The sequence below is a fragment of the Silicimonas lutimaris genome (assembly GCF_047314965.1).
Taxonomy (GTDB): Bacteria; Pseudomonadota; Alphaproteobacteria; order Rhodobacterales; family Rhodobacteraceae; genus JAVJUV01.
The window spans coordinates 37,000-57,594 of record NZ_JBLBVK010000052.1; the positions used below are offsets into that span (position 1 = coordinate 37,000).

21 protein-coding genes and 1 tRNA gene are annotated in these 20,595 nt (G+C 62.7%); 14 read left to right on the top strand and 8 right to left on the bottom strand.

The window, feature by feature from the left end; genetic code table 11:
* Positions 1 to 94 precede the first annotated feature (94 nt).
* On the top strand, positions 95 to 838 hold the full coding sequence (gene tpiA, locus ACKLNI_RS13455; protein WP_413719591.1) for a triose-phosphate isomerase: 744 nt from the start codon (positions 95 to 97) through the stop codon (positions 836 to 838).
* Here the strand turns inward: tpiA and ACKLNI_RS13460 are convergent.
* Positions 835 to 1,602 carry an alpha/beta fold hydrolase gene (locus tag ACKLNI_RS13460; RefSeq protein WP_413719592.1) on the bottom strand — a complete coding sequence of 256 codons (768 nt, stop codon included), beginning with the start codon at positions 1,600 to 1,602 and terminating at the stop codon, positions 835 to 837. The two genes, tpiA and ACKLNI_RS13460, sit on opposite strands and share 4 nt — an antisense overlap.
* Positions 1,603 to 1,605: 3 nt before the next feature.
* Positions 1,606 to 2,205: a 2-hydroxychromene-2-carboxylate isomerase gene (locus ACKLNI_RS13465; protein ID WP_413719593.1), complete on the bottom strand. Its 600-nt coding sequence runs from the start codon at positions 2,203 to 2,205 to the stop codon at positions 1,606 to 1,608.
* Positions 2,206 to 2,316: 111 nt separating this feature from the next.
* On the opposite strand from ACKLNI_RS13465, the gene ACKLNI_RS13470 reads away from it, so the two are divergent.
* From ACKLNI_RS13470 to ACKLNI_RS13500, 7 genes are all read left to right on the top strand, one after another.
* On the top strand, positions 2,317 to 3,339 hold the full coding sequence (locus ACKLNI_RS13470) for a ribose-phosphate pyrophosphokinase (RefSeq protein WP_413719594.1): 1,023 nt from the start codon (positions 2,317 to 2,319) through the stop codon (positions 3,337 to 3,339).
* Between the two features lie 539 nt (positions 3,340 to 3,878).
* Positions 3,879 to 4,322 carry a MaoC family dehydratase gene (locus tag ACKLNI_RS13475; protein WP_413719595.1) on the top strand — a complete coding sequence of 148 codons (444 nt, stop codon included), beginning with the start codon at positions 3,879 to 3,881 and terminating at the stop codon, positions 4,320 to 4,322.
* Positions 4,323 to 4,360: 38 nt separating this feature from the next.
* Positions 4,361 to 5,287 carry a bifunctional riboflavin kinase/FAD synthetase gene (locus ACKLNI_RS13480; protein ID WP_413719596.1) on the top strand — a complete coding sequence of 309 codons (927 nt, stop codon included), beginning with the start codon at positions 4,361 to 4,363 and terminating at the stop codon, positions 5,285 to 5,287.
* Positions 5,288 to 5,352: 65 nt separating this feature from the next.
* Entirely contained in the window at positions 5,353 to 6,018 is a 666-nt protein-coding gene (locus ACKLNI_RS13485; RefSeq protein ID WP_413719597.1) for an NYN domain-containing protein, read from the top strand.
* A 42-nt stretch (positions 6,019 to 6,060) separates the two neighbouring features.
* The gene (locus tag ACKLNI_RS13490; protein WP_413719598.1) at positions 6,061 to 6,528 is read left to right on the top strand and encodes a YcgN family cysteine cluster protein; all 468 of its coding nucleotides are present in this window, start codon (positions 6,061 to 6,063) and stop codon (positions 6,526 to 6,528) included.
* Positions 6,528 to 7,577: a threonine aldolase family protein gene (locus ACKLNI_RS13495; protein ID WP_413719599.1), complete on the top strand. Its 1,050-nt coding sequence runs from the start codon at positions 6,528 to 6,530 to the stop codon at positions 7,575 to 7,577. The genes ACKLNI_RS13490 and ACKLNI_RS13495 overlap by 1 nt, the downstream gene beginning before the upstream one ends.
* A 38-nt stretch (positions 7,578 to 7,615) precedes the next feature.
* The gene (locus ACKLNI_RS13500) at positions 7,616 to 8,128 is read left to right on the top strand and encodes a DUF2799 domain-containing protein (RefSeq protein ID WP_413719600.1); all 513 of its coding nucleotides are present in this window, start codon (positions 7,616 to 7,618) and stop codon (positions 8,126 to 8,128) included.
* A gap of 4 nt (positions 8,129 to 8,132) precedes the next feature.
* Here the strand turns inward: ACKLNI_RS13500 and ACKLNI_RS13505 are convergent.
* The 3 genes from ACKLNI_RS13505 to ACKLNI_RS13515 form a co-directional block, all read right to left on the bottom strand.
* Positions 8,133 to 8,218, bottom strand: a tRNA-Leu gene (locus tag ACKLNI_RS13505).
* A 53-nt stretch (positions 8,219 to 8,271) separates the two neighbouring features.
* Positions 8,272 to 8,814 (bottom strand): tetratricopeptide repeat protein, encoded by a 543-nt coding sequence (locus ACKLNI_RS13510; RefSeq protein WP_413719601.1) that lies wholly within the window; start codon positions 8,812 to 8,814, stop codon positions 8,272 to 8,274.
* A 32-nt stretch (positions 8,815 to 8,846) separates the two neighbouring features.
* Complete coding sequence (locus ACKLNI_RS13515) at positions 8,847 to 9,317, bottom strand: Lrp/AsnC family transcriptional regulator (RefSeq protein ID WP_413719602.1); 471 nt, start codon at positions 9,315 to 9,317, stop codon at positions 8,847 to 8,849.
* 108 nt (positions 9,318 to 9,425) lie between these two features.
* Between ACKLNI_RS13515 and putA the strand changes: the two genes are divergently transcribed.
* On the top strand, positions 9,426 to 12,737 hold the full coding sequence (putA, locus tag ACKLNI_RS13520; RefSeq protein WP_413719603.1) for a bifunctional proline dehydrogenase/L-glutamate gamma-semialdehyde dehydrogenase PutA: 3,312 nt from the start codon (positions 9,426 to 9,428) through the stop codon (positions 12,735 to 12,737).
* A 31-nt stretch (positions 12,738 to 12,768) separates the two neighbouring features.
* Positions 12,769 to 13,503, top strand: coding sequence for a rhomboid family intramembrane serine protease (locus ACKLNI_RS13525; protein WP_413719604.1), 735 nt, complete (start codon positions 12,769 to 12,771; stop codon positions 13,501 to 13,503).
* Here the strand turns inward: ACKLNI_RS13525 and ACKLNI_RS13530 are convergent, their stop codons facing one another.
* The 3 genes from ACKLNI_RS13530 to cysS are packed head-to-tail and all read right to left on the bottom strand — an operon-like array spanning position 13,504 to position 17,317.
* A complete protein-coding gene (locus tag ACKLNI_RS13530) occupies positions 13,504 to 14,259 on the bottom strand; it encodes a squalene/phytoene synthase family protein (protein WP_413719605.1) in 756 nt (251 codons plus the stop codon).
* On the bottom strand, positions 14,256 to 15,893 hold the full coding sequence (cimA, locus tag ACKLNI_RS13535; RefSeq protein WP_413719606.1) for a citramalate synthase: 1,638 nt from the start codon (positions 15,891 to 15,893) through the stop codon (positions 14,256 to 14,258). Before cimA ends, ACKLNI_RS13530 begins: the two co-directional genes overlap by 4 nt.
* Positions 15,890 to 17,317: a cysteine--tRNA ligase gene (cysS, locus tag ACKLNI_RS13540; RefSeq protein WP_413719607.1), complete on the bottom strand. Its 1,428-nt coding sequence runs from the start codon at positions 17,315 to 17,317 to the stop codon at positions 15,890 to 15,892. Before cysS ends, cimA begins: the two co-directional genes overlap by 4 nt.
* 331 nt (positions 17,318 to 17,648) lie before the next feature.
* Here cysS and ACKLNI_RS13545 point away from each other — a divergent pair, with 331 nt between their 5' ends.
* From ACKLNI_RS13545 to ACKLNI_RS13560, 4 genes are read left to right on the top strand one after another with little or no spacing between them, the layout of a single operon-like run.
* A complete protein-coding gene (locus ACKLNI_RS13545; protein ID WP_413719608.1) occupies positions 17,649 to 18,827 on the top strand; it encodes a pyridoxal phosphate-dependent aminotransferase in 1,179 nt (392 codons plus the stop codon).
* Positions 18,824 to 19,621, top strand: coding sequence for an isocitrate lyase/PEP mutase family protein (locus ACKLNI_RS13550; RefSeq protein ID WP_413719609.1), 798 nt, complete (start codon positions 18,824 to 18,826; stop codon positions 19,619 to 19,621). Before ACKLNI_RS13545 ends, ACKLNI_RS13550 begins: the two co-directional genes overlap by 4 nt.
* Positions 19,622 to 19,633: 12 nt before the next feature.
* On the top strand, positions 19,634 to 19,969 hold the full coding sequence (locus tag ACKLNI_RS13555) for a DMT family transporter (protein WP_413719610.1): 336 nt from the start codon (positions 19,634 to 19,636) through the stop codon (positions 19,967 to 19,969).
* A 3-nt stretch (positions 19,970 to 19,972) separates the two neighbouring features.
* Positions 19,973 to 20,584, top strand: coding sequence for a YitT family protein (locus tag ACKLNI_RS13560; protein WP_413719611.1), 612 nt, complete (start codon positions 19,973 to 19,975; stop codon positions 20,582 to 20,584).
* Positions 20,585 to 20,595 lie beyond the last annotated feature (11 nt).

The following is a 20,595-nucleotide window of genomic DNA, read 5'->3' on the forward strand; positions in this document are numbered from 1 at the left end:
GTCGACCAGTCCTTGCACCCGACGACCCCGCATTCCCCTTGACCTCGGGCGAAACCCCGGCATGTTCGGCGCGGACCGCAGACAGGAGAGAGACATGCGCAAACTGGCCGCCGGAAACTGGAAGATGAACGGCGTGGAAAACAGCCTCGCCGAGATCGACGCCCTGATCGCCGCCCATCCCGCGCCCGGCTGCGATGTGCTGATCTGCCCGCCGGCCACGCTCCTGTCCCGCCTCTCCGACCGCGCGAGCGGCAGCGCCATCGCCACCGGCGGACAGGACTGCCACCAGAATGCATCGGGCGCGCATACCGGCGACATCTCCGCAGGCATGATCGCCGACGCCGGCGGCAGCCATGTCATTCTCGGCCACTCCGAGCGCCGCGCCGACCACGGCGAAAGCGACGCGCTGGTCAACGCCAAGTCCCTGGCCGCGTGGACGGCAGGTCTGACCGCGGTCATCTGCGTCGGCGAAACGCTCGCCGAGCGCGAAGCCGGCCAGACGATCGCGATCGTCGGCGGCCAGCTGGCCGGTTCCGTCCCCGACGGCGCAACCTCGGCCAACACGGTCATCGCCTACGAACCTGTCTGGGCCATCGGCACCGGCAAGGTGCCCACGCTCGAAGAAATCGGTGCAGTCCACGACGACATCCGCGCCCGCCTCACGGCACGCTTCGGCGAGGACGCCAATGGCATCCGCATCCTCTACGGCGGCTCGGTAAAGCCCTCGAACGCCGCCGAGATCTTCGCGGTCCCGAACGTCGACGGCGCGCTCGTGGGCGGCGCATCTCTGAAGGCGGCGGATTTCGGCGGGATCATCGCGGCCCTCGAACAGGCCTAGGACGGCGCGTCTTCCCAGACAAGCCGGTCACGGATGGCCTTGGCCACCAACTCGGGATGCGTGATCGGCACCATGTGACCCGCTTCCGGCACCGTCATCCACTCGGCATCCTTCATCCGGTCGCCAAGCTCGCTGATGATATCCGCCATCACCGGATGCGAATTGCCGCCGTCGACGAATGTCACGGGAATCTCCAGCGACTCCAGACGGCCCGGCCGCAGAACTCCGCTCACATCGTCTTTCAGAAGCGGGTTCTGCGCCGGAATCGTCTCGATCCGGTCCAGCACATAGCTTTTCTGCTCCGCCGTCATATGACCCCAGTCGACACCGCCGCCCCAGACCGCCATGAATTCCTTGGCGGCCGTCGCGAACTGGGACGCCTTCATCTTCTTCTCGAACGGCTCCAGATCGCGCATCGCCTTGTCATAGCCCCAGCGTCCCTTCGCGGCGGCGAAGAAGACCGGCTCGATCAGCACCAGCGATGAGACGCGATACGGCCGATCGACGGCAAGCCTAAGCGCCAGAACGGCCCCGTAGGAGTGCCCGATCAGTGGCAACGGTTCCGAGGGCAGCTCCGACAGCGCGATTTCCAGCGCCTGTTCGGTGAAATCCCGCGACCGGTCCCAATCCTCCGCCAGTCCGTGGCTCGGAAGTTCGATATTGTGAACTGTAAACCCGCCGCCCAGCGCGTTCAGCAGACCACGCCAGTTCCCGGCCTTGCCGAGTCCGCAATGGATTAGTCCGATGGGCTTCTTCGGAGCCATGACTCAGAGCTCTCCTCCCAGATGCCGGTCCAACTGCGTCAACCGATCCTGCCCCCAGAACCTCGCACCGTCATCCGTGATGAAGAAGGGAACGCCAAAGACACCCGCCGATACGGCATCCTCCAGGTTCTGTTCATAAACCATCGCGCCCGCCAGCAAGCCGCTGTCCGCCAGCGACGGATCGAACCCGGCCGCCTCCAGACATCCCTTGATGACCGCGTCATCCGCGACGTCCTTCTCCTCGGCCCAGCACGCGCGCGTGATCCCGGCGACCAGCGCGCCAAGATCACCGCCGCCCGCCTTCTGCGCGGCGATCAGAGCATACGAGGACGGGGCGGGATTGGTCGGAAAATGCGCGGGCTTCACATTGACGGGCATGCCAAGCTCTTTCGCGCACCGCCCGATCTCGATCAGGCGGTACTCCTGCCGCGACGGATGCCGCTGACCGGGAGGCACACCTCCGGTACGCGCGAAGAGCGCCATGATGTCGAGCGGCTTGTAGGAAATGGTCGCGCCGTGTTTGGCTGCGATCTCCGTCGGGCGAGTGCCTGCCAGGTAGCAATTCGGCGAAATCGTCGCCAGATAATAGTCGATATGGGGCATTTGGCCTCGCCGCTCAAAACTCTTGTTTGCCTGACCCTATGCGCGTGCTAGGCGGTGTCAACGTTACGATTCTGTGACACTCCGCGGAACGAATACAGGACGCTGCTGCCAATGCCCAATATTCAGGAACCGAAGATCATCTCGGGGAACGCCAACCGTGCGCTCGCAAAGGCCGTCACACGACGGCTCTCGATGCACAGGGGCATGAACGTCGGGCTTGTCGATGCCCGCGTCGAGCGCTTCAACGACGGCGAGATCTTCGTCGAAGTCTTCGAGAACGTCCGCGGCGAGGACATGTTCATCCTGCAGTCGACGTCGAACCCGGCGAACGACAACCTGATGGAGCTTCTGATCATGGCCGACGCGCTGCGGCGCTCCTCGGCTCAGCGCATCACGGCCGTCATCCCCTACTTCGGCTATGCCCGCCAGGACCGCCGGACCAAGGCCCGCACCCCGATCTCCGCCAAGCTGGTGGCCAACATGATGGTCTCGGCCGGTATCGAGCGGGTCCTGACGATGGACCTGCACGCCGCCCAGATCCAGGGCTTCTTCGACATCCCCGTCGACAACCTCTATGCCTCGCCGGTGTTCGCGCTGGACATCAGGCACGCCTTCCGCGGCAAACTCGACCAGGTCACCGTGGTCTCGCCCGACGTCGGCGGCGTGGCACGCGCCCGTGAATTGGCCAAGCGCATCGACGCGCCCCTCTCCATCGTCGACAAGCGGCGCGAGAAGCCGGGCGAGATCGCCGAGATGACCGTGATCGGCAACGTAAAGGACCGGGTCTGCGTGATCGTCGACGACATCGTCGACACAGCCGGCACGCTCTGCAAGGCGGCGGAAGTCCTGATGGAAGCGGGTGCGAAGGAAGTTCACGCCTACATTTCGCACGGCGTGCTCTCGGGCCCGGCGATCGAACGCGTATCCAAATCTGTGATGAAGAACCTTGTCATCACCGACTCGATCGAACCGACGAAGGAAACGCTGTCCACCAAGAACATCAGGATCGTTCCCATGGCGCCCATGTTCGCCCAGGCCATCCTGAACATCTGGCACGGCACCTCGGTCTCGTCGCTCTTCGATCACGAGACGCTGGAGCCGATCTACGACGGCACTTACTCCATCGCCTCCTGAATCACCGGCGCGTTGACCCGCATGCAAGGTCGACGCGCCTGCCTTCTCAAACTTTCACAGAGCCCCTTGGTGCAACGAAGCCGCCCGCCCGCCGCGCCGATGTCTTGCTGATTCCTGAAGCCAGCGCACGGGCGTGCCATACAGTTTGCCATACACAATGCCGACGCAATGCCGACGGCTTGCAGACGCCCTATGACAGGAATGTTTACAAAGCGTTAGCGCTGACCGATCGGCCTCACGTCATGCCGGCCAGGATGGCCAGCATCAGCCCGATGGTCGCCACAAGCGCAAGCACATAGTCGCCCGGCACCGCGTCTTCGGTACCGAAAAGAAATGCCCAGAATCGTTTCGGCATTCTAACAGCCCCCCAGCCATTGAACACGGATCGCATCATAGGACGAACCCTTTCCAGCACCAGAGAAAATACAGAAACAAAGCGTTCCTTGCATGTATTCCACGCCTGATTTTCTGCAGTTGCAAAGTAATTTAATTTCGTATAACTATTTTTGAAAGTTCTAAAGTTGCGGAAGGAATCTCCGATGCTCGACAATCAGCCGCGTGGCACCATCGTCATCGAGGACCTCGAAATCGGCATGGTGCGCAGCCTGACCAAAGAGGTCACCGACCTCGATATCGAGCTGTTTGCACAGGTTTCGACCGACCGTAACCCGGTGCATCTTGATGATGCCTATGCAATGGACACCATATTCGGCGGGCGCATCGCCCACGGCATGCTGACCGCCGGCCTCGTCTCCGCAGTGATCGGCGAACAGCTTCCGGGCCACGGCACTGTCTACCTTGGCCAGAACCTCCGGTTTCTCGCTCCGGTGCGTCCCGGCGACGTCGTCACCGCCGAGGTCGAGGTGCTGGAAATCGACTACTCCCGCCGCCGCGTGAAACTCGACACACGCTGCCTCGTGGACGGCAAGGCGGTGCTCAAGGGCGAAGCAACGGTGCTGGCGCCTTCCGGGAAATTCGACTGACCCTTGCCCCCGCGCGCGGGCCGCGCTAACCGCTGCCCATGCGCATCCATCGTGACACACGCTATCTGACAGACGCCGACAAGGGCGCGACCGCCGCGATCGGCAATTTCGACGGCGTTCACCTCGGCCATCAGGCCATTCTCAGGATCGCAGCCCAAGCCGCCGCCGCCCCTCTCGGCGTCGTCACCTTCGAGCCGCACCCCCGCGAATACTTCGCACCCGATGCTCCGCCCTTCCGGCTGATGAACCCCGAAGCCAAGGCCCATCGCCTTGAATCCCTTGGGGTTCAACACCTCTACGAACTGCCATTCAACGCCCGCCTTGCGGCGCTCACGCCTGAAGAGTTCGCACGCGACATCATCGCCGAACAGCTTGGCCTCGCCCATGTGACGGTAGGAGCAGACTTCTGTTTCGGCAGAGGTCGCAAAGGCACCACCGAGATGCTGCAGGACTTCGGCGGGCGCTACGGATTCGGCGTCACGATCGCGAAACTCATCGGCGACGGCCCGGCCATTTCATCCACCCGCATCCGCGAAGCCCTCTCCGAAGGTCGCCCCGAGGACGCCGCAAAAATGCTCGGGCACCTTCACCGCATCGAGGGCGCTGTCATCCGGGGAGACCAGAGGGGTCGGGATCTGGGCTATCCCACCGCGAACATGTCCATCGACGGGCTCCATCCACCGAAATTCGGCGTCTACGCCGTGCGCGTCCGGGTTCAGTCGGGCGACCACCAAGGCGACTACGACGGTGTCGCCTCGATCGGTGTGCGGCCGATGTTCGGCGAGAACCGCCCCAACTGCGAAAGCCACATCTTCGACTTCAAGGGCGACCTCTATGGCACCCATCTGTCCGTGGCCCTCGTGGCCTATCTGCGGCCCGAAGCAAAGTTCGATAGCATAGACGCCCTTATCACCCAGATGGACGCCGACAGCGCCCGCGCGAGAGAAATCCTATCGGGCGACTGACCATTTTCTTGCCGTTTTCGGAGGCTAGGGCTCACCTGTTCATGTTTTGAATCGGAAGGATCGACTTGATTTTTTTTTCATCTGTCGCGCTTCTGGTGGATGGCGACAACATTTCGTCCCAGTTGGCCGGACAAATCCTGAGAAGGACGGCTGACCTTGGCCCCCACCAGATCCGCCGCGTTTATTGTAACTGCTACTCGGTCGGAAGCTGGTCCTCCGCCTCGAGTTTCCGGACGATCCTGTCAGGTTCAGGCAAAAACGGAAGCGACCTTGTACTCTCGATCGAGGCTATGACCTTCGCCTTGCTGGATAACGTCCCGGCATTCGCGATCGCTAGTTCGGATCGCGACTTTTCGCATCTTGCTCATGCGCTCAGGGAGATGGGTCGCCATGTTGTCGGGTTGGGTGAAGAAAAGACGCCTAAGGACTTCCGCCATGCATGCTCAAAGTTCATCCCACTGACGCCGCCCGTTGCCAAGGTTGCCGAGGCTGAATTGTCGGAACTCGACCGGCAGATCAGGGATGCAATATTGGAGATGCAGCAAGTAAAGACAGGCGCGCTCGTCACCAGACTAAACGAAGTCATGCGAACGAGATTTCAGGTAATGATTAGCAAGGAAAAGGAGAGGAAATGGGCAAAATATCTAAAAGAACGCCCGAACCTCTATGCCCTGTCTGGCGAGGGCAAGGAACTTCGTGTTAGCGTTGCATCGGGGACAGACGACAGCTGACCCCTCTTCCCCTTCCCGCTCCTTTCCTCCAAACCTCTCCCCATGAAAGACCCGATCGACCGCTCCGGCCTCCGCGACCTCTACTGGGAACGCGTGCCGCTCAAGAATATGACGAAGCGCGAGTGGGAAGCGCTCTGCGACGGCTGCGGCAAGTGCTGTCTCAACAAGCTCGAAGACCCCGACACGCAGGAAATAGCCTTCACCCGCGTCGCCTGCCGGCTGCTCGACGGCGAAACCTGCCGGTGCGCGCAATATGACATCCGGCTGCAATTCGTTCCCGAATGCGTTGTCCTGACCCCGCAGAACATCTCTGACATCGCCTACTGGATGCCATCGACCTGCGCCTACCGCCTTCTCTACGAGGGCAAGCCGCTCTACGACTGGCACCCGCTTGTCTCCGGCGACCCGAACACGATCCACGAGGCCGGCATGTCCGTCAAAGGCTGGACGGTGCCCGAGTTCGAGGTTCCAGAGGACGAGTGGGAAGAACATATCATCGAGGATCTCTGATGCAGTTCGCTTCTGACAATGCTGGCCCCGTCCACCCGAAGATCATGGAGGCGCTCGCCGCCGCCAACGAGGGCTGGGCTATCGGATATGGCAACGATCCTCTCACCGAACGCGCCATCCAACGCATCCGGGACGCCTTCGAAGCCCCGGACGCCGGCGTCTATCTCACCGCGACAGGCACCGCCTGCAACTCGATCCTGCTCGCGACCATGGCCAAGCCCTACGAAATCATTTTCTGCACCCCCGAAGCCCATATCGTCGAGGACGAATGCAACGCTCCCGAGTTCTACACGGGTGGCGCGAAGCTCTCACTGATCGCCAGCAGAGACGGTCGGATCGATCCCGGCGCACTCGACGCCGAGATGGCAAAGCGCGGTGCATGGGGCGTGCAGGGCCCCCAGCCCGGCGCGGTCTCGATCACCAACGTCACTGAACGTGGCACGCTCTACACGACCGATTATATCCGAGAGATATCCGACATCACACACCGCCACGGTTCCAAGCTGCACCTCGACGGCGCCCGCTTCGCCAATGCCTGCGCCGCTCTTGCGTGCACGCCGGCCGAGATGACCTGGAAGGCCGGCGTCGACGCCGTCAGCTTCGGCGGCACAAAGAACGGCTGCATGGGCGTCGAGGCGGCGGTCATCTTCGACCCTGCGACCGCCTGGGACTTCGAACTGCGCCGCAAGCGCGGCGGCCATCTCTTTTCGAAGCACCGTTACCTTTCCGCCCAGATGGACGCGTATCTGACCGACGACCTCTGGCTGGATCTCGGCCGGTCAGCCAATACAGCGGCCGGAAAACTCGCCAGCGCCCTGAAGCAATGCCGCGACGTAACCTTCCGTTGGGAACCTCAAGCCAACATGATGTTCGTCGATATGCCACGCTCGATCCACCGCCGGCTCAAGAACGCCGGTGCGGTCTACTACGTCTGGGAAGGTACGCTTGATGGTGATCCCTCAGGCACCGCCACCGCCCGTCTCGTGACCGACTGGTCCTGCCCCGATCGGGCAATCGACGACTTCGTCAGGCTTGTCTCGGGCGATTGATATTGCATGTCACGAGAATCAGGCCCCATTCTTTTGTCATGAAATACTTTGCTTTCATTCCGCTTCTCGCCCTGGCCGCCTGCGCCACGTTGTCCGAAGATCAATGCCGCAACGCCGACTGGGGAGCGATCGGCCGCGAGGACGGCGCGAACGGGCGCACCCCCGATTTCATCGAGAAACACGCGAAAGCCTGCAACCAGTACGGCATCGCGCCGGTGCGCGCTGAATGGGAGAAAGGCCGCCAGGCGGGCCTGCCTCTGTACTGTCAGCCGGCTCGCGCCTGGGAGGAAGGCGCCGACGGCCACCGCCTTTCGCCAGTGTGTCCCGCGACGGGGCTCGAGGAACTCGAGCGCGCCAATTTTCGCGGTCTGACCTACCACCGGATCGGTCAGGACATCGACGAGGCCGAGCGCGAGATCACCCGGATCAACGCCGAAATCGCCTCTCTGGCCCCTGACGACCCGGCTCGCGTCCTGCTGGCTTCCGAGCGCGCGAGACTGCGCCTCGAGATCACCATGCTCCGCGCCGAACGGGCGCTCTATCGCTACTGAGAAGTGGTACGGGCGGCCGGACTTGAACCGGCACGGGCTTGCGCCCCAGAGATTTTAAGTCTCATGCGTCTACCATTCCGCCACGCCCGCGTGAGGATGTGGTCGTGATTAGGCAGAAGGCCGTCGCATCGCAAGCCCCACGCTCAGAGATCTTCGCCTTTCGGCTCGACCAGATAGCCGCGTTCGGGCAGCCAGGGGTTCAGTTTCAACGCGGCGCGCAGCACCTCCTGGGCCTCATCGTGCCGTCCCAGCCCCATAAGGGTCAGCGCTTTTCCAGACATTGCTGCGAAATGGGTCGGATGACGTTCCAGGGCCTTGTCGAGATCCACGAGCGCCGCCGCGAAATCTTCTCGCAGGAAATTCACGAAGGCCCTCTGGTTGTACCCCTCCGCATATTCCGGGCAGTACTCCACCAGCCTGTCGAGAGCTTCGAGCGCAGCCAGAAAATCCCAGGACGATCGCGCCGACATTCCGCGATCCAGAAGGGATTGCGCCGGTTCGTCAGGCGCCTTGGTCCAGAGCGACCAGAGTTCGCTCGAGACTGTCCGCGCCGCCATCTCGTTCTCGGCTTCCTGGATATGTGCCAGAAGCCGCGCTTCCTCTTCCGAAATATCGTGGGGAGACGGACAGTCCGCGTAAGCCGCCTGCGCCGCAAAAAGAACAATCGCTGAGATCAGGGTTCGCATGCCGCATTCTGGACAGGACATATTTTGGTCCGTCAAGTAACGATTCCGACATCCTTGACCGCCTGCATTACCACATGGGTGGACGTGTGCGAGACATGCGGCAGGCTCGACACCCGCTCTCCCAACACCTCTCGATACCGCGCCATGTCGCGCGTCCTGATCTTGAGCAGATAGTCGAACGCGCCCGCGATCATGTGGCACTCTTCCACCTCACCCACTTCCGCGACGGCGTCATTGAACGCTGCCAACGCCTTTTCGCGCGTATCGTTCAGCTTCACCTCGACGAAGGCCACGTGATCCAGCCCAAGTTTGACAGGGTCCAGCATGGCGCGATACCCGCGAATGACCCCCTGCTCCTCCAGCCGCTTCAGCCGGGCCTGCACCGGAGTTTTAGATAGACCCACGCGTCGCGCCAGTTCGGCCACGGAGAGACGGGCATCCGACGCCAATTCCGCCAGCAGCCTTTTGTCCGCCCTGTCCAGCTCAATCCGATCGTCTGACATGTTTTTGACCCACGCTTTGGTACTTTCGACGTTATCCATTTCACAAATTGGGCAAAACGCCCAACAAAATCAGAGTATGCTTGCCGTATGACCTCACACGATCGACCAATGATGAAAAAATACGCCTCCGAAGCAGCGCTGATTGCCCGTTTGAAGAATGAAGCAGCTCTCAGCACGGATGACCGTGCACGCATCTCGGCGCGAGGTGCGGATCTGGTGCGTGCCATCCGCAGCACGGGAAAGCCCGGCCTGATGGAAGTCTTCCTTGCAGAATACGGCCTCTCGACAGAGGAAGGCATCGCGCTGATGTGTCTGGCCGAGGCGCTTCTCCGCGTTCCCGACGCCGAGACCATCGACGCGCTTATCGAGGACAAGATCGCGCCCTCGGACTGGGGCAAGCATCTGGGCCATTCCTCGTCTTCGCTCGTGAACGCATCGACATGGGCGCTTATGCTCACCGGTCGGGTACTCGACGACGAGGAGCCGGGCATCACCGGCATCCTGCGCGGTGCGGTCAAACGGTTGGGCGAACCGGTCATCCGCGCGGCCGCAAAGCAGGCGATGCGCGAAATGGGCCAGCAATTCGTCTTGGGACAAACGATGGACAGCGCCCTCGCCCGTGCATCCAGGATGGAAGCGAAAGGCTATACCTACAGCTACGACATGCTGGGCGAGGCCGCTCGCACAGACGCCGACGCGCTCCGCTATCTCAAGGCCTATTCCGAAGCGATCCGAACCATCGCCTCTGCAGCCAAGGGCAACGACATCCGCACCCGACCGGGGATCTCGGTTAAGCTCTCGGCGATCCATCCCTGTTACGACGTCATGCAGAAGGATCGGGTCATTCGCGAACTCGTTCCCCGCCTGCAGACATTGCTCCGCGCTGCAGCCAAGGCGGATATCGGATTGAATATCGACGCGGAAGAGGCTGACAGGCTAGAACTTTCTCTCGACGTTATCCAAGCCGCCATCGCCGATCCCGAACTGGCTAGCTGGGACGGATTCGGTGTCGTGGTCCAGGCCTACGGTCTGCGTGCAGGCGACGTCATCGATCATCTCTACGGGCTGGCCGAGACACACGACCGAAATCTGATGGTGCGCCTCGTCAAGGGCGCGTACTGGGACACCGAGATCAAGCTGGCCCAGGTTCAGGGCATGGACAGCTTTCCGGTCTTTACAAGCAAACCAGCAACGGACGTCTCCTACATCGCGAACGCCCGTAAACTTCTTGGAATGACGGATCGCATCTATCCCCAGTTCGCCACGCACAACGCCCATACCGTCGCAGCCATTCTGCACATGAGCGACGACAAGCAAGCTTTTGAATTTCAGCGTCTTCATGGGATGGGTGAGCGGCTGCACGACATCGTGCACGAGCGCGAGAAATCCCGCTGTCGCATCTACGCGCCGGTCGGAGCACACCGGGATCTTCTTGCCTATCTCGTGCGCCGACTGCTGGAAAACGGGGCGAACTCGAGCTTCGTGAACCAGGTCGTCGACGAGGCGGTACCGCCAGAGGCCGTGGCTGCCGATCCGTTCGAAGCGCTCTCCAAAGGACAAAAGGTTGTCACTGGCTCCGATCTGTTCCAGCCCGACCGCCGCAACTCTACCGGCTGGGATCTGGCCGACACTGAAACTCTTGAACGGTTCGATGCGATCCGAACGCCCTTCCGACAGTCACGGTTCAAAGCCGCGCCACGGATAGCAGGCGTCGCGCCGGACGGCGAAGCGCAGGACCTTAGGAACCCGGCCCAACCTGATGATATCGCAGGCACGGTTTGGTTATCCACAGCCGGGCACGTCGAAGTCGCCCTGTCAAACGCAACTCCCTGGAAAGCCTCGGCGAATGAGCGCAGCCGTGTTCTGAACCACGCGGCGGACCTCTATGAAGAGAACGCCGGCGAGATCTTCGCCATTCTCGCCCGCGAAGCCGGCAAGACCCCAGTGGACGCGGTGGGCGAGTTGCGCGAAGCCGTGGATTTCCTCCGCTACTATGCCACTCGTACCGCCGAGTGCGGCGACGCAGTCGGCATAGTCACCTGCATCAGCCCGTGGAACTTCCCGCTCGCCATCTTCACCGGCCAGATAGCCGGAGCCCTCGCCGCTGGCTGCGGCGTGTTGGCCAAGCCCGCCGAGCAAACGCCGCTGATCGCCGATCTGGGTGTTCGGTTGATGCACGAGGCCGGCGTTCCGGCGGCATCGCTCCAGTTCCTGCCCGGCGACGGCGCAACGGTCGGCGCGGCGCTCACCTCTGACCCCCGTGTCGATTCCGTCGCCTTTACCGGCTCCACCGAAACCGCCCGCCTGATCCGAGGCGCCATGTCCAGGCACATGCGCCCCGGCGCACCGCTGGTCGCGGAAACCGGCGGCCTGAACGCCATGATTGTCGATTCGACCGCTCTCTTGGAACAGGCCGTGCGCGATGTGATCGCGTCGGCGTTCCAATCCGCCGGTCAGCGCTGCTCGGCCCTTCGCTGCCTCTACGTGCAGGAAGACATCGCCTCCGCATTCCGAGAGATGCTCTTCGGCGCGATGGACGAACTGACCCTTGGCGATCCGTGGCAACTATCGACCAGCATGGGTCCCGTAATCGACATCGAAGCGCGCGATGCCATCCTGTCTTACCTCTCGCGCCAAAAGATCACGAAGCAACTCGCCGCACCGGAAGCCGGTTTGTTCGTTCCGCCAACCGTCGTGGAAGTGCCCGGCATCACGGCGCTCGAGCGCGAAGTTTTCGGCCCCGTCCTGCATATCGCCACCTATCGGGCCGACGAGATCGGCAAGGTTATTTCGGACATAAATGGAACGGGTTACGGGCTGACCTTCGGACTCCACACGCGGATAGACAGCCGCGTGCAGGAGATCGTCGAACAAATCCACTGCGGAAATGTCTACGTGAACCGGAACCAGATCGGCGCGGTCGTCGGTTCGCAGCCCTTCGGCGGCGAAGGCCTGTCCGGCACCGGCCCCAAGGCGGGCGGCCCGGCCTATCCGCTGCGTTTTTGCCGATCCGGAGATATCCCGGACATACCGGTCCGTGAAATGCCCGGCCCAACAGGCGAGACCAACCGCCTCAGCCTCCATACACGCACCCCGCTCCTCTGCCTCGGCCCTGGCTCCGAAACCGCGTGTGCGCAGGCGGACGCCGTGATCGCGCTTGGCGGACAAGCCGAGATCGCGACCGATCTCCAGCCCGACGCTCTGACCACTCGGGACGCGTTCGGCGGTGCGCTTTGGTGGGGGAGCGAGGACCTGGCCCGCGCCTATTCACAAGCGCTGTCCCGTCGCGACGGCCCGATCCTTCCGCTTCTCACAGACGCCCCACGCCGCTTCGAAGTCCTGCACGAACGGCACCTATGCGTCGATACAACCGCCTCAGGCGGGAATGCAGAACTTCTCGCCGCCGTCTCAGGCGCTTGACCTTTCGCAAAGAACCGGGTCGGGTACGCCCATGTTTCCGATCCGCGATCACAATCCATCCGGCCGTACGCCCTATGTGACCTGGGCCCTGATCGTACTCAACGTGGGCTTGTTCATCAGCTACACGGCTGCCTTTCCAAACGAAACCCAACTCGCCCGTTTCTACTTCGAATGGGGTCTCGTCCCGCGGATTTCCGCGCCGGAAACCTTCGTGACCTCCATGTTTCTCCATGGTGGCTTCATGCACCTGGCAGGCAACATGCTCTTCCTCTGGGTCTTCGGGGACAATCTGGAAGACCAGATGGGCCACGTCGGCTTCCTGCTCTTCTACCTGGCTGGAGGGCTGGCTGCGGCCTTCGCGCAAATCGCATCGGACCCTGACAGCACCGTACCGATGATCGGCGCCTCGGGGGCAATCGCCGGCGTGATGGGCGGCTATCTCCTTTTGTTCCCGAAGGCGCGCGTCGATATTCTGATCATCATCGTCATCATCTTCCGCATCATTCCCGTACCGGCATGGATCGTCCTGTCGGCATGGTTCGGGCTGCAATTGCTGCAGGGCTCGATCGCCCCCGCAGAGGGTGGCGGCGTCGCCTACTGGGCCCACGCGGGCGGCTTTGCCGCCGGATTGCTTCTGACAGTGCCGCTCTGGCGCAAACGCGGAGGTGTCGCGTTCTGGCGCCGCACCCACGGTCACCCGCCCAACCCGGAGGCGCAATACCGAACCGTACCGTCACGGGTACCGGTCGTGCGCCGTCGTCGCTGATCACAGTGTTGCGTGCAACAGCCCGAAACGCTTTCGAAACTCGCTGAGACCAAGGCGCCCCTCGGACACCCGCGCGGGTTCCCGCACGACCTGTTCCAGCACCGGACGCGCTTGCCAGGCTTCGATCGTGGCGGCACGCGCAAGACGCGGCAAAGCCCGCTTCACGTCGCCTCGAACCGGCATCTCGGCCAAAGCGGAGCGCGCGAGCTCCCTCACGGCCTCCGGACGCCCATCGACCAGCGGGATACGCCCTCGAGCCTCCAGTTCCGGAACGGCCTGAAGAAACCGCGCCAGTGCCGCGCCCTGTCCCAGTGCGGTCACTCGGCCGACGGCGCGCTCTTCCCCCCCCAGGAGACGGGCCGCCGTCCACATCAGGATGCCTCCCGCCCGGATGTAATCAGAGAAATGCGTCACGTCCTCGAAGGGTTCACGGTAAAGATCCCACCGCCGCGCCGCGACCAGCTTGTCCAGGGCCTCCGCCCCGCCAGCATCCAGCACGTCGGCCAGCGGCGTCGTCACCTCGTGACGTCGGATCTCTTTGCCGTCTCGGACTTCCTCCAGCGCGTCGCGCCACCACTGCAGCCGCATCTCGCCGATCATGGGCTCGGACGCCACCCAAGGCGCGCGCGCGACTTCGACATTGAACGCATAAAGCGGAAACAGCACCCGCCGCGCCTCCACCGGAGCCGCCATGGCCGCCGCAAACCGGTCGGGGTCGCCCCTTTGGACGATGTCTGCGCAGGCCTGAAGGCTCATGCGGGCGCGACCGCTACTGCGTTCGCATCCTGCACAAGCTTCCAGTTGATCGCATCGACCAGGGCCTCGAACGAGGCATCCACGATATTCGCCGAGACACCCACCGTAGCCCAGGCCCGGCCCTCGTCATCGGCGAAATCGATGATGACCCGCGTCACGGCCTCTGTACCGCCTTGCGTGATCCGCACCTTGAAATCCGTCAGACGCATGTCCTCGATCGCAGCCTGGTAGGATCCAAGATCGGACTTAAGCGCCTGCCACAACGCGTTGACCGGCCCGTCATCCTGCATGTCCTGGGCGTGTTCGTTCTTGAAATAACTTGTCCGGCTTCCGTCCCGCATCGAGATGGTCACGACGGCTTCGGACTCGACCACGATCTCGCCCCTGGCGTTTCGCCGCCGCTCGCTGATCACTCGATAGCGCTCCACGTCGAAAAATTCCGGCGCCAGTCCCAGTTCAGCCCGAGCCAGCAACTCAAAACTCGCCTGCGCGCTGTCATAGGCATAGCCTTCGGTCTCGCGGGTCTTCACCGCATCCAGAATGCGCGCCAGCGCCGGATCGCCCTTCTCCGCGGGCAAGCCCATGTCGGAAAGACGTTTCAGCAGGTTCGACTGCCCCGCCTGGTTCGACATCGGCACGATCCGGCTGTTGCCGACAATGGACGGATCGATGTGCTCATAGGTCGAGGGATCCTTGACGATGGCGCTCGCGTGCAACCCCGCCTTGTGGGCGAAGGCGGACGAGCCGACATACGGCGCCGAGCGCAACGGAACCCTGTTCAGGATATCGTCCAGCATCCGGCTGGTACGGGTCAGCGTCCGAAGCGCATCCCGCGTGATCCCGATGTCAAAGGCGCTTGCATAAGGTTCCTTGAGCAGCAGCGTGGGAATGACGCTGGTAAGGTTGGCGTTGCCACAACGCTCGCCCAGACCGTTCAGCGTGCCCTGCACCTGACGGGCTCCCGCGTTGACAGCCGCGAGACTGGACGCGACGGCGTTCCCGGTGTCGTCGTGGGTATGAATGCCGAGATGATCTCCCGGGATACCCGCAGCCATGACCGCGCACGTGATCTCGTAAACTTCCTGTGGCAGCGTGCCGCCATTGGTATCACACAGCACCACCCAGCGCGCACCGGCCTCATATGCCGCCTTCAGGCAGTCCAGCGCGTAAGACGAGTTCGCCTTGTAGCCATCGAAGAAATGCTCGGCGTCGAACAGGGCCTCCCGCCCCTTGGCGACAAGATGCGCCACCGACTCGCGGATATTGGCGAGGTTTTCTTCCAGAGTGATGCCCAAAGCCGTGTCGACGTGAAAATCATGCGTCTTGCCCACGAGGCAAACGGCAGGTGTCCCGGCGTTCAGAACCGCGGCGAGCACCTCGTCGTTGCCTGCACTCCGCCCGGCCCGCTTGGTCATGCCGAATGCGGTGAAGGTCGCACGCGTTTGCGGTCGCGTCTCGAAAAAAGCGCTGTCAGTCGGGTTCGCGCCCGGCCAACCGCCCTCGATATAATCGACCCCAAGGGCATCGAGTGCGTTGGCGATCGCGATCTTGTCTTCGGTCGAGAACTGGACACCCTGCGTTTGCTGCCCGTCTCGCAACGTGGTGTCGAAGAGGTACAGACGTTCCCGGGTCATTTCAGTGCCTCCAGCTTGGCGGGATCAAAGTCCGGCGCTAGTTCCCATTCGACCCCATCGGGCGTGTCTTTGATCAGAACGCCGGCCGCGGCGAACCCGTCGCGCAGCGCGTCGGCACGGGCGAAGTCTTTTGCCTTGCGTGCTTCGGCCCGCTCATCCAAGAGACGCTCAATCATTTCAGATACTTCGCTTGAAACCAGCGAGATCGAAGCCGGATGCACTGTCAAGTTGAATTGGGCTGCGGTTCCAAATATCACATGATGTTTTTGGTAATCGAAGCGAAGCGCATCAGTGAGCAGTCCAAGCAATGCTGCTGACGCCTTCAATCCGCTATTGTCGCCAGTCTTGAAGAGTTCTCTAAGAACAGTGACTGCACCGTGGGTATTTAGGTCATTGGCCAATGCGTCCACAACGCGGGTATCGATTTTGCCTGGTTCAACCTCATCCGTTGCGGTGCGCCATTTTGTGAGTTCTTCTTTCGCGGCTTCAGCCTTCTCCGCCGTCCAGTCCATCGGCTTGCGGTAATGCGTCGACAGAAACACGAACCGGATCACCTCCCCCGGAAAGCCCTGGTTCAGCAGGTCGCGAACCGTGAAGAAATTGCCGAGCGATTTCGACATCTTCTTCCCCTCGACCTGCAGCATCTCGTTATGCATCCAGACACGGGCAAAGCCGTGTCCGCTGCACTTCGACTGCGCAATCTCGTTCTCGTGATGCGGGAACGTCAGGTCGTTGCCGCCGCCGTGAATGTCGAATTCGGCCCCCAGCAATTCGTAAGACATGGCAGAGCACTCGATGTGCCACCCGGGCCGACCGCGCCCCCACGGAGACTCCCAGCCCGGCAGGTCCGGCGTCGACGGCTTCCAGAGGACGAAGTCCATCGGGTCTTCCTTGTAGGGCGCAACCTCGACCCGCGCACCCGCGATCATGTCGTCGACCGACCGACCCGACAGCGCACCGTACTCCTTGTAGGATCGTACCCGGAATAGCACATGGCCTTCGGCCTCATAGGCGTGGCCTTCCTCGATGAGCCCCTCGATCATCGAGATCATTGCGCCGATCCAGTCGGTCGCGCGCGGCATTTTCGTCGGCTCGAGCGTGCCAAGCGCCGCCATGTCCTCGAGGTACCAACGCGTGGTCTCGTCGGTGATCTCGCGGATCGAGCGCCCGGTCTCGGCGGCGCGCGCGTTGATCTTGTCATCCACGTCCGTGAAATTCCGTACGTAGGTCACGTGGTCGGGACCATAAACGTGGCGCAACAGCCGAAACAGGACATCGAAGACGATGACCGGTCGCGCATTGCCGATATGCGCCCGATCATAGACCGTCGGTCCGCAGACATACATCCGTACGTTCTCGTGATCGATCGGTGTGAAGCGCTCTTTCCGGCGGGTCGCCGTGTTATAGAGCTGGATGTCGGTCATGTGGCGCGTTCCTTCGGGCAAAGAGGTCCCGCGCGGGCTTTATCAAGGTCATCTGAAGAGGGAAAGGGACCGGCCCGCGCGACGATGTCAGCGGGTAATAATGCAGCAGATGTTGGCGGCGTTCCGGTTCATGGAGGCAGGATATAGACGGCAAACCCCGGCTTGGGAAGCTTTTTTCGCCTCGCTGGCGCGAGCCGACCCGCGTGGGTAACGCTGTCCCCCACACCCGCTGCCGTATTTGAGCCAGGAAGAAAGGGGATGACTCCTGTTGAAGATCGGTGTCACGAACATTGATTTGACTTTCGGAGCGGCCTCATGGACCTCTCTGCTCATGAAAGTTTCCAAGAGAATTGAGGGCCTGACCGGCGGCGGCTCCGACGGTTGGGACATCTGGCGCAAGGCCCGCGAGATGAAGGCGGCTGGCCTCGACGTGATCGAGTTGACGATCGGCGAGCATGACCGGCGTACCGAACCGGCGATCCTCGATGCAATGCATGCCTCCGCCCGGGGCGGACATACCGGCTACGCGGCACTTCCCGGCACCAACGAGCTGCGCGACGCCGTGGCCCGGAGGGTCGCACGGAGAACCGGTGTCAAAACCACGCGCGACAATGTGCTGGTCACGCCCGGGGGACAAGCCGCGCTCTTCGCGGCACATTGCGCGGCCTGCGACCCCGGCGACAGCGCGCTTTATATCGATCCCTATTACGCGACCTACCCCGGCACGATTCGCGGGACCGGCGCCGTCGCGGTGCCCGTGCAGGCCAGGGCCGAGCGCGGCTTTCAGCCTGACCCCGCGGACATAGCGGCAAGGGCCGAGGGCGCCCGATCCCTGCTGATCAACTCGCCCAACAACCCGACCGGCGTCGTCTATACCCACGAAACGCTCACCGGCATTGCGACCCTCGCGACGGAGCGTGAGCTGTGGCTGATCTCGGACGAGGTCTACGATACCCAGGTCTGGGAGGGTGATCACCTTTCGCCGCGCCAGTTGCCGGGCATGGAGACGCGCACGCTGGTCATCGGATCACTATCCAAGAGCCACGCCATGACGGGGAGCAGGCTGGGCTGGATCGTCGGACCGGAGGAGGCCATCGACCATCTCGCAAATCTCTCGACCCACACGACCTACGGCGTGCCGGGCTTCATCCAGGACGCGGGCCTGTTCGCGCTCGAACAAGGCCAGGGATTGGAGGATCGGATTGGAGAACCTTTCCGCCGCCGCCACAGGGATGTGCAGGACAGGCTCCGGTTCCGCGGAGTGCCGGTCGTGCCTTCGGGCGGCGCCATGTACCTGATGCTGGACATCCGGGCGACAGGTCTCTCGGGCGAGGCTTTCGCCCACCGGCTGCTCGATGAGCACAGGATCGCCGTCATGCCGGGCGAGAGTTTCGGCACCGCCGCCGCAGGACACCTCCGGGTCGCGTTGACCGTCGCCGACGAGCGCCTTCTGTCTGCGGTGGACACGCTGGCCGACCTTTACGACCAACTGACCGAGGCCGCCGCATGAGCTTTCGCGATCTGCACCGAAAGGGTGATCCGTTCATCCTCGCAAATGCCTGGGACGCAGGGTCGGCGCGCATGCTCGCCGCCCTCGGGGCACCTGCCATAGCCACCTCCTCCGCCGCTCATGCCTTCACTCTCGGCCGCCCCGATGGTGGAACGGTGACGCGCGACGAAGCCCTGGCCCACGCACAGGCGCTTGTCGCTGCCGTAAACCTGCCCGTCTCGGGCGATTTCGAGAACGGCTTCGGCCACGCTCCGGAAGATTGCGCCGAGACCGTCCGGCTGTCTGCCGAGGTCGGCCTGGCAGGCATCTCCATCGAAGACGCCGCATTGCCCGAGAACCGGGCCTATCCCTTCGAGGAGGCCGTGGAGCGCATCCGCGCTGCGGCCTCGGCCGCGCGCGCCCTGCCCCGCGACTTCGTCCTGGTCGCCCGCGCGGACGGGGTGATGAACGGGCATTACGACATCGACGAAGCGATCCGCCGCATCCGCGCCTTCGACGCGGCAGGGGCCGACTGTCTCTACGTTCCGCTTCCGAAAACTCTGGATGATCTCAAGAGCGTCATCGCCGCCACCGACAAGCCGGTGAACGTTCTGGTCGCAGGCCCGGTTTATTCGTTGATCCCACGAGCGGACTACTCAGCCATGGGGGCAGCGCGTCTTTCACTCGGGTCCGCGCTGGCCCGCGTGACCCACGGAGTGATCCGCGACACTGCCAACACGATGTTCGGCTCAGGTGACTTTTCGCCCTTGTCAAAGGCCATGCCCGGAGGCGATGTGGACGCGCTGCTTGGCTGAGGAGGCCTGTTCATGCCCGTCCATTACATCGCGCTCTTGGCCGCCATCATTGCGGAAACCATCGGCACCTCGGCCCTTCAGGCCAGCCAGCAATTCACTCGGCTCTGGCCCAGCGTACTGGTCGTCGTTTCCTATGCGGTCGCGTTCTATCTTCTCTCCATCGCGCTCCGCACCATGCCCGTGGGCGTGGTCTATGCCATATGGTCGGGCCTCGGGATCGTTCTGATCGCGCTGGCGGGTTTCCTGGTATTCGGCCAGAAACTGGATCTCGCCGCGATCATCGGGCTTGGGCTGATCATCGCCGGTGTGGTCGTGCTGCACGTCTTCTCCAAGACCACGCCCCACTGACACATGGCCGAACCGCACAAATCCATAGACCACTCGCTCTGGGAGGACGCGCAAGCCTTCATTCTGGGGACGGCGATGTGCGCGCTTGGGGTCACCTTCCTGACCCATCTCGGCCTGATCACCGGCCAGACGGCAGGACTCGCGGTGCTTGGCTCATATCTGACGCACTGGAGTTTCGGGGCGATCTTTTTCGTGGTCAACTTGCCCTTCTGGGTTCTGGCGCTGGCCCGGATGGGACTGCGTTTCACGACCAAGAGCGTCATTGCCGTTACCCTGGTCTCGGTCATGACCGAGACCCTCGGACGAACGCTCCTGATCGAAAGCGTGCCGGCACCGGTCGGAGCCCTGCTGGCCGGCGGATGCATCGGCCTTGGCCTGATCGTTCTTTTCCGTCACGGCGCGTCGCTGGGGGGTGTGGGCGTTCTCGCGCTCTTTCTGCAGGACCGGATCGGCTTTCGGGCTGGCTGGACGCAGCTGATCTTCGATCTCTGTCTCTTTGCGGTCGCCGCGATATTTCTCGACCAGATGCTGGTGCTCTGGTCGCTTCTCGGGGCGGTCGCGGTCAACATGATTATCGCGGTGAACCATCGCAAGGACCGCTACGTGGCACGTTAGGGCTGGTCTTC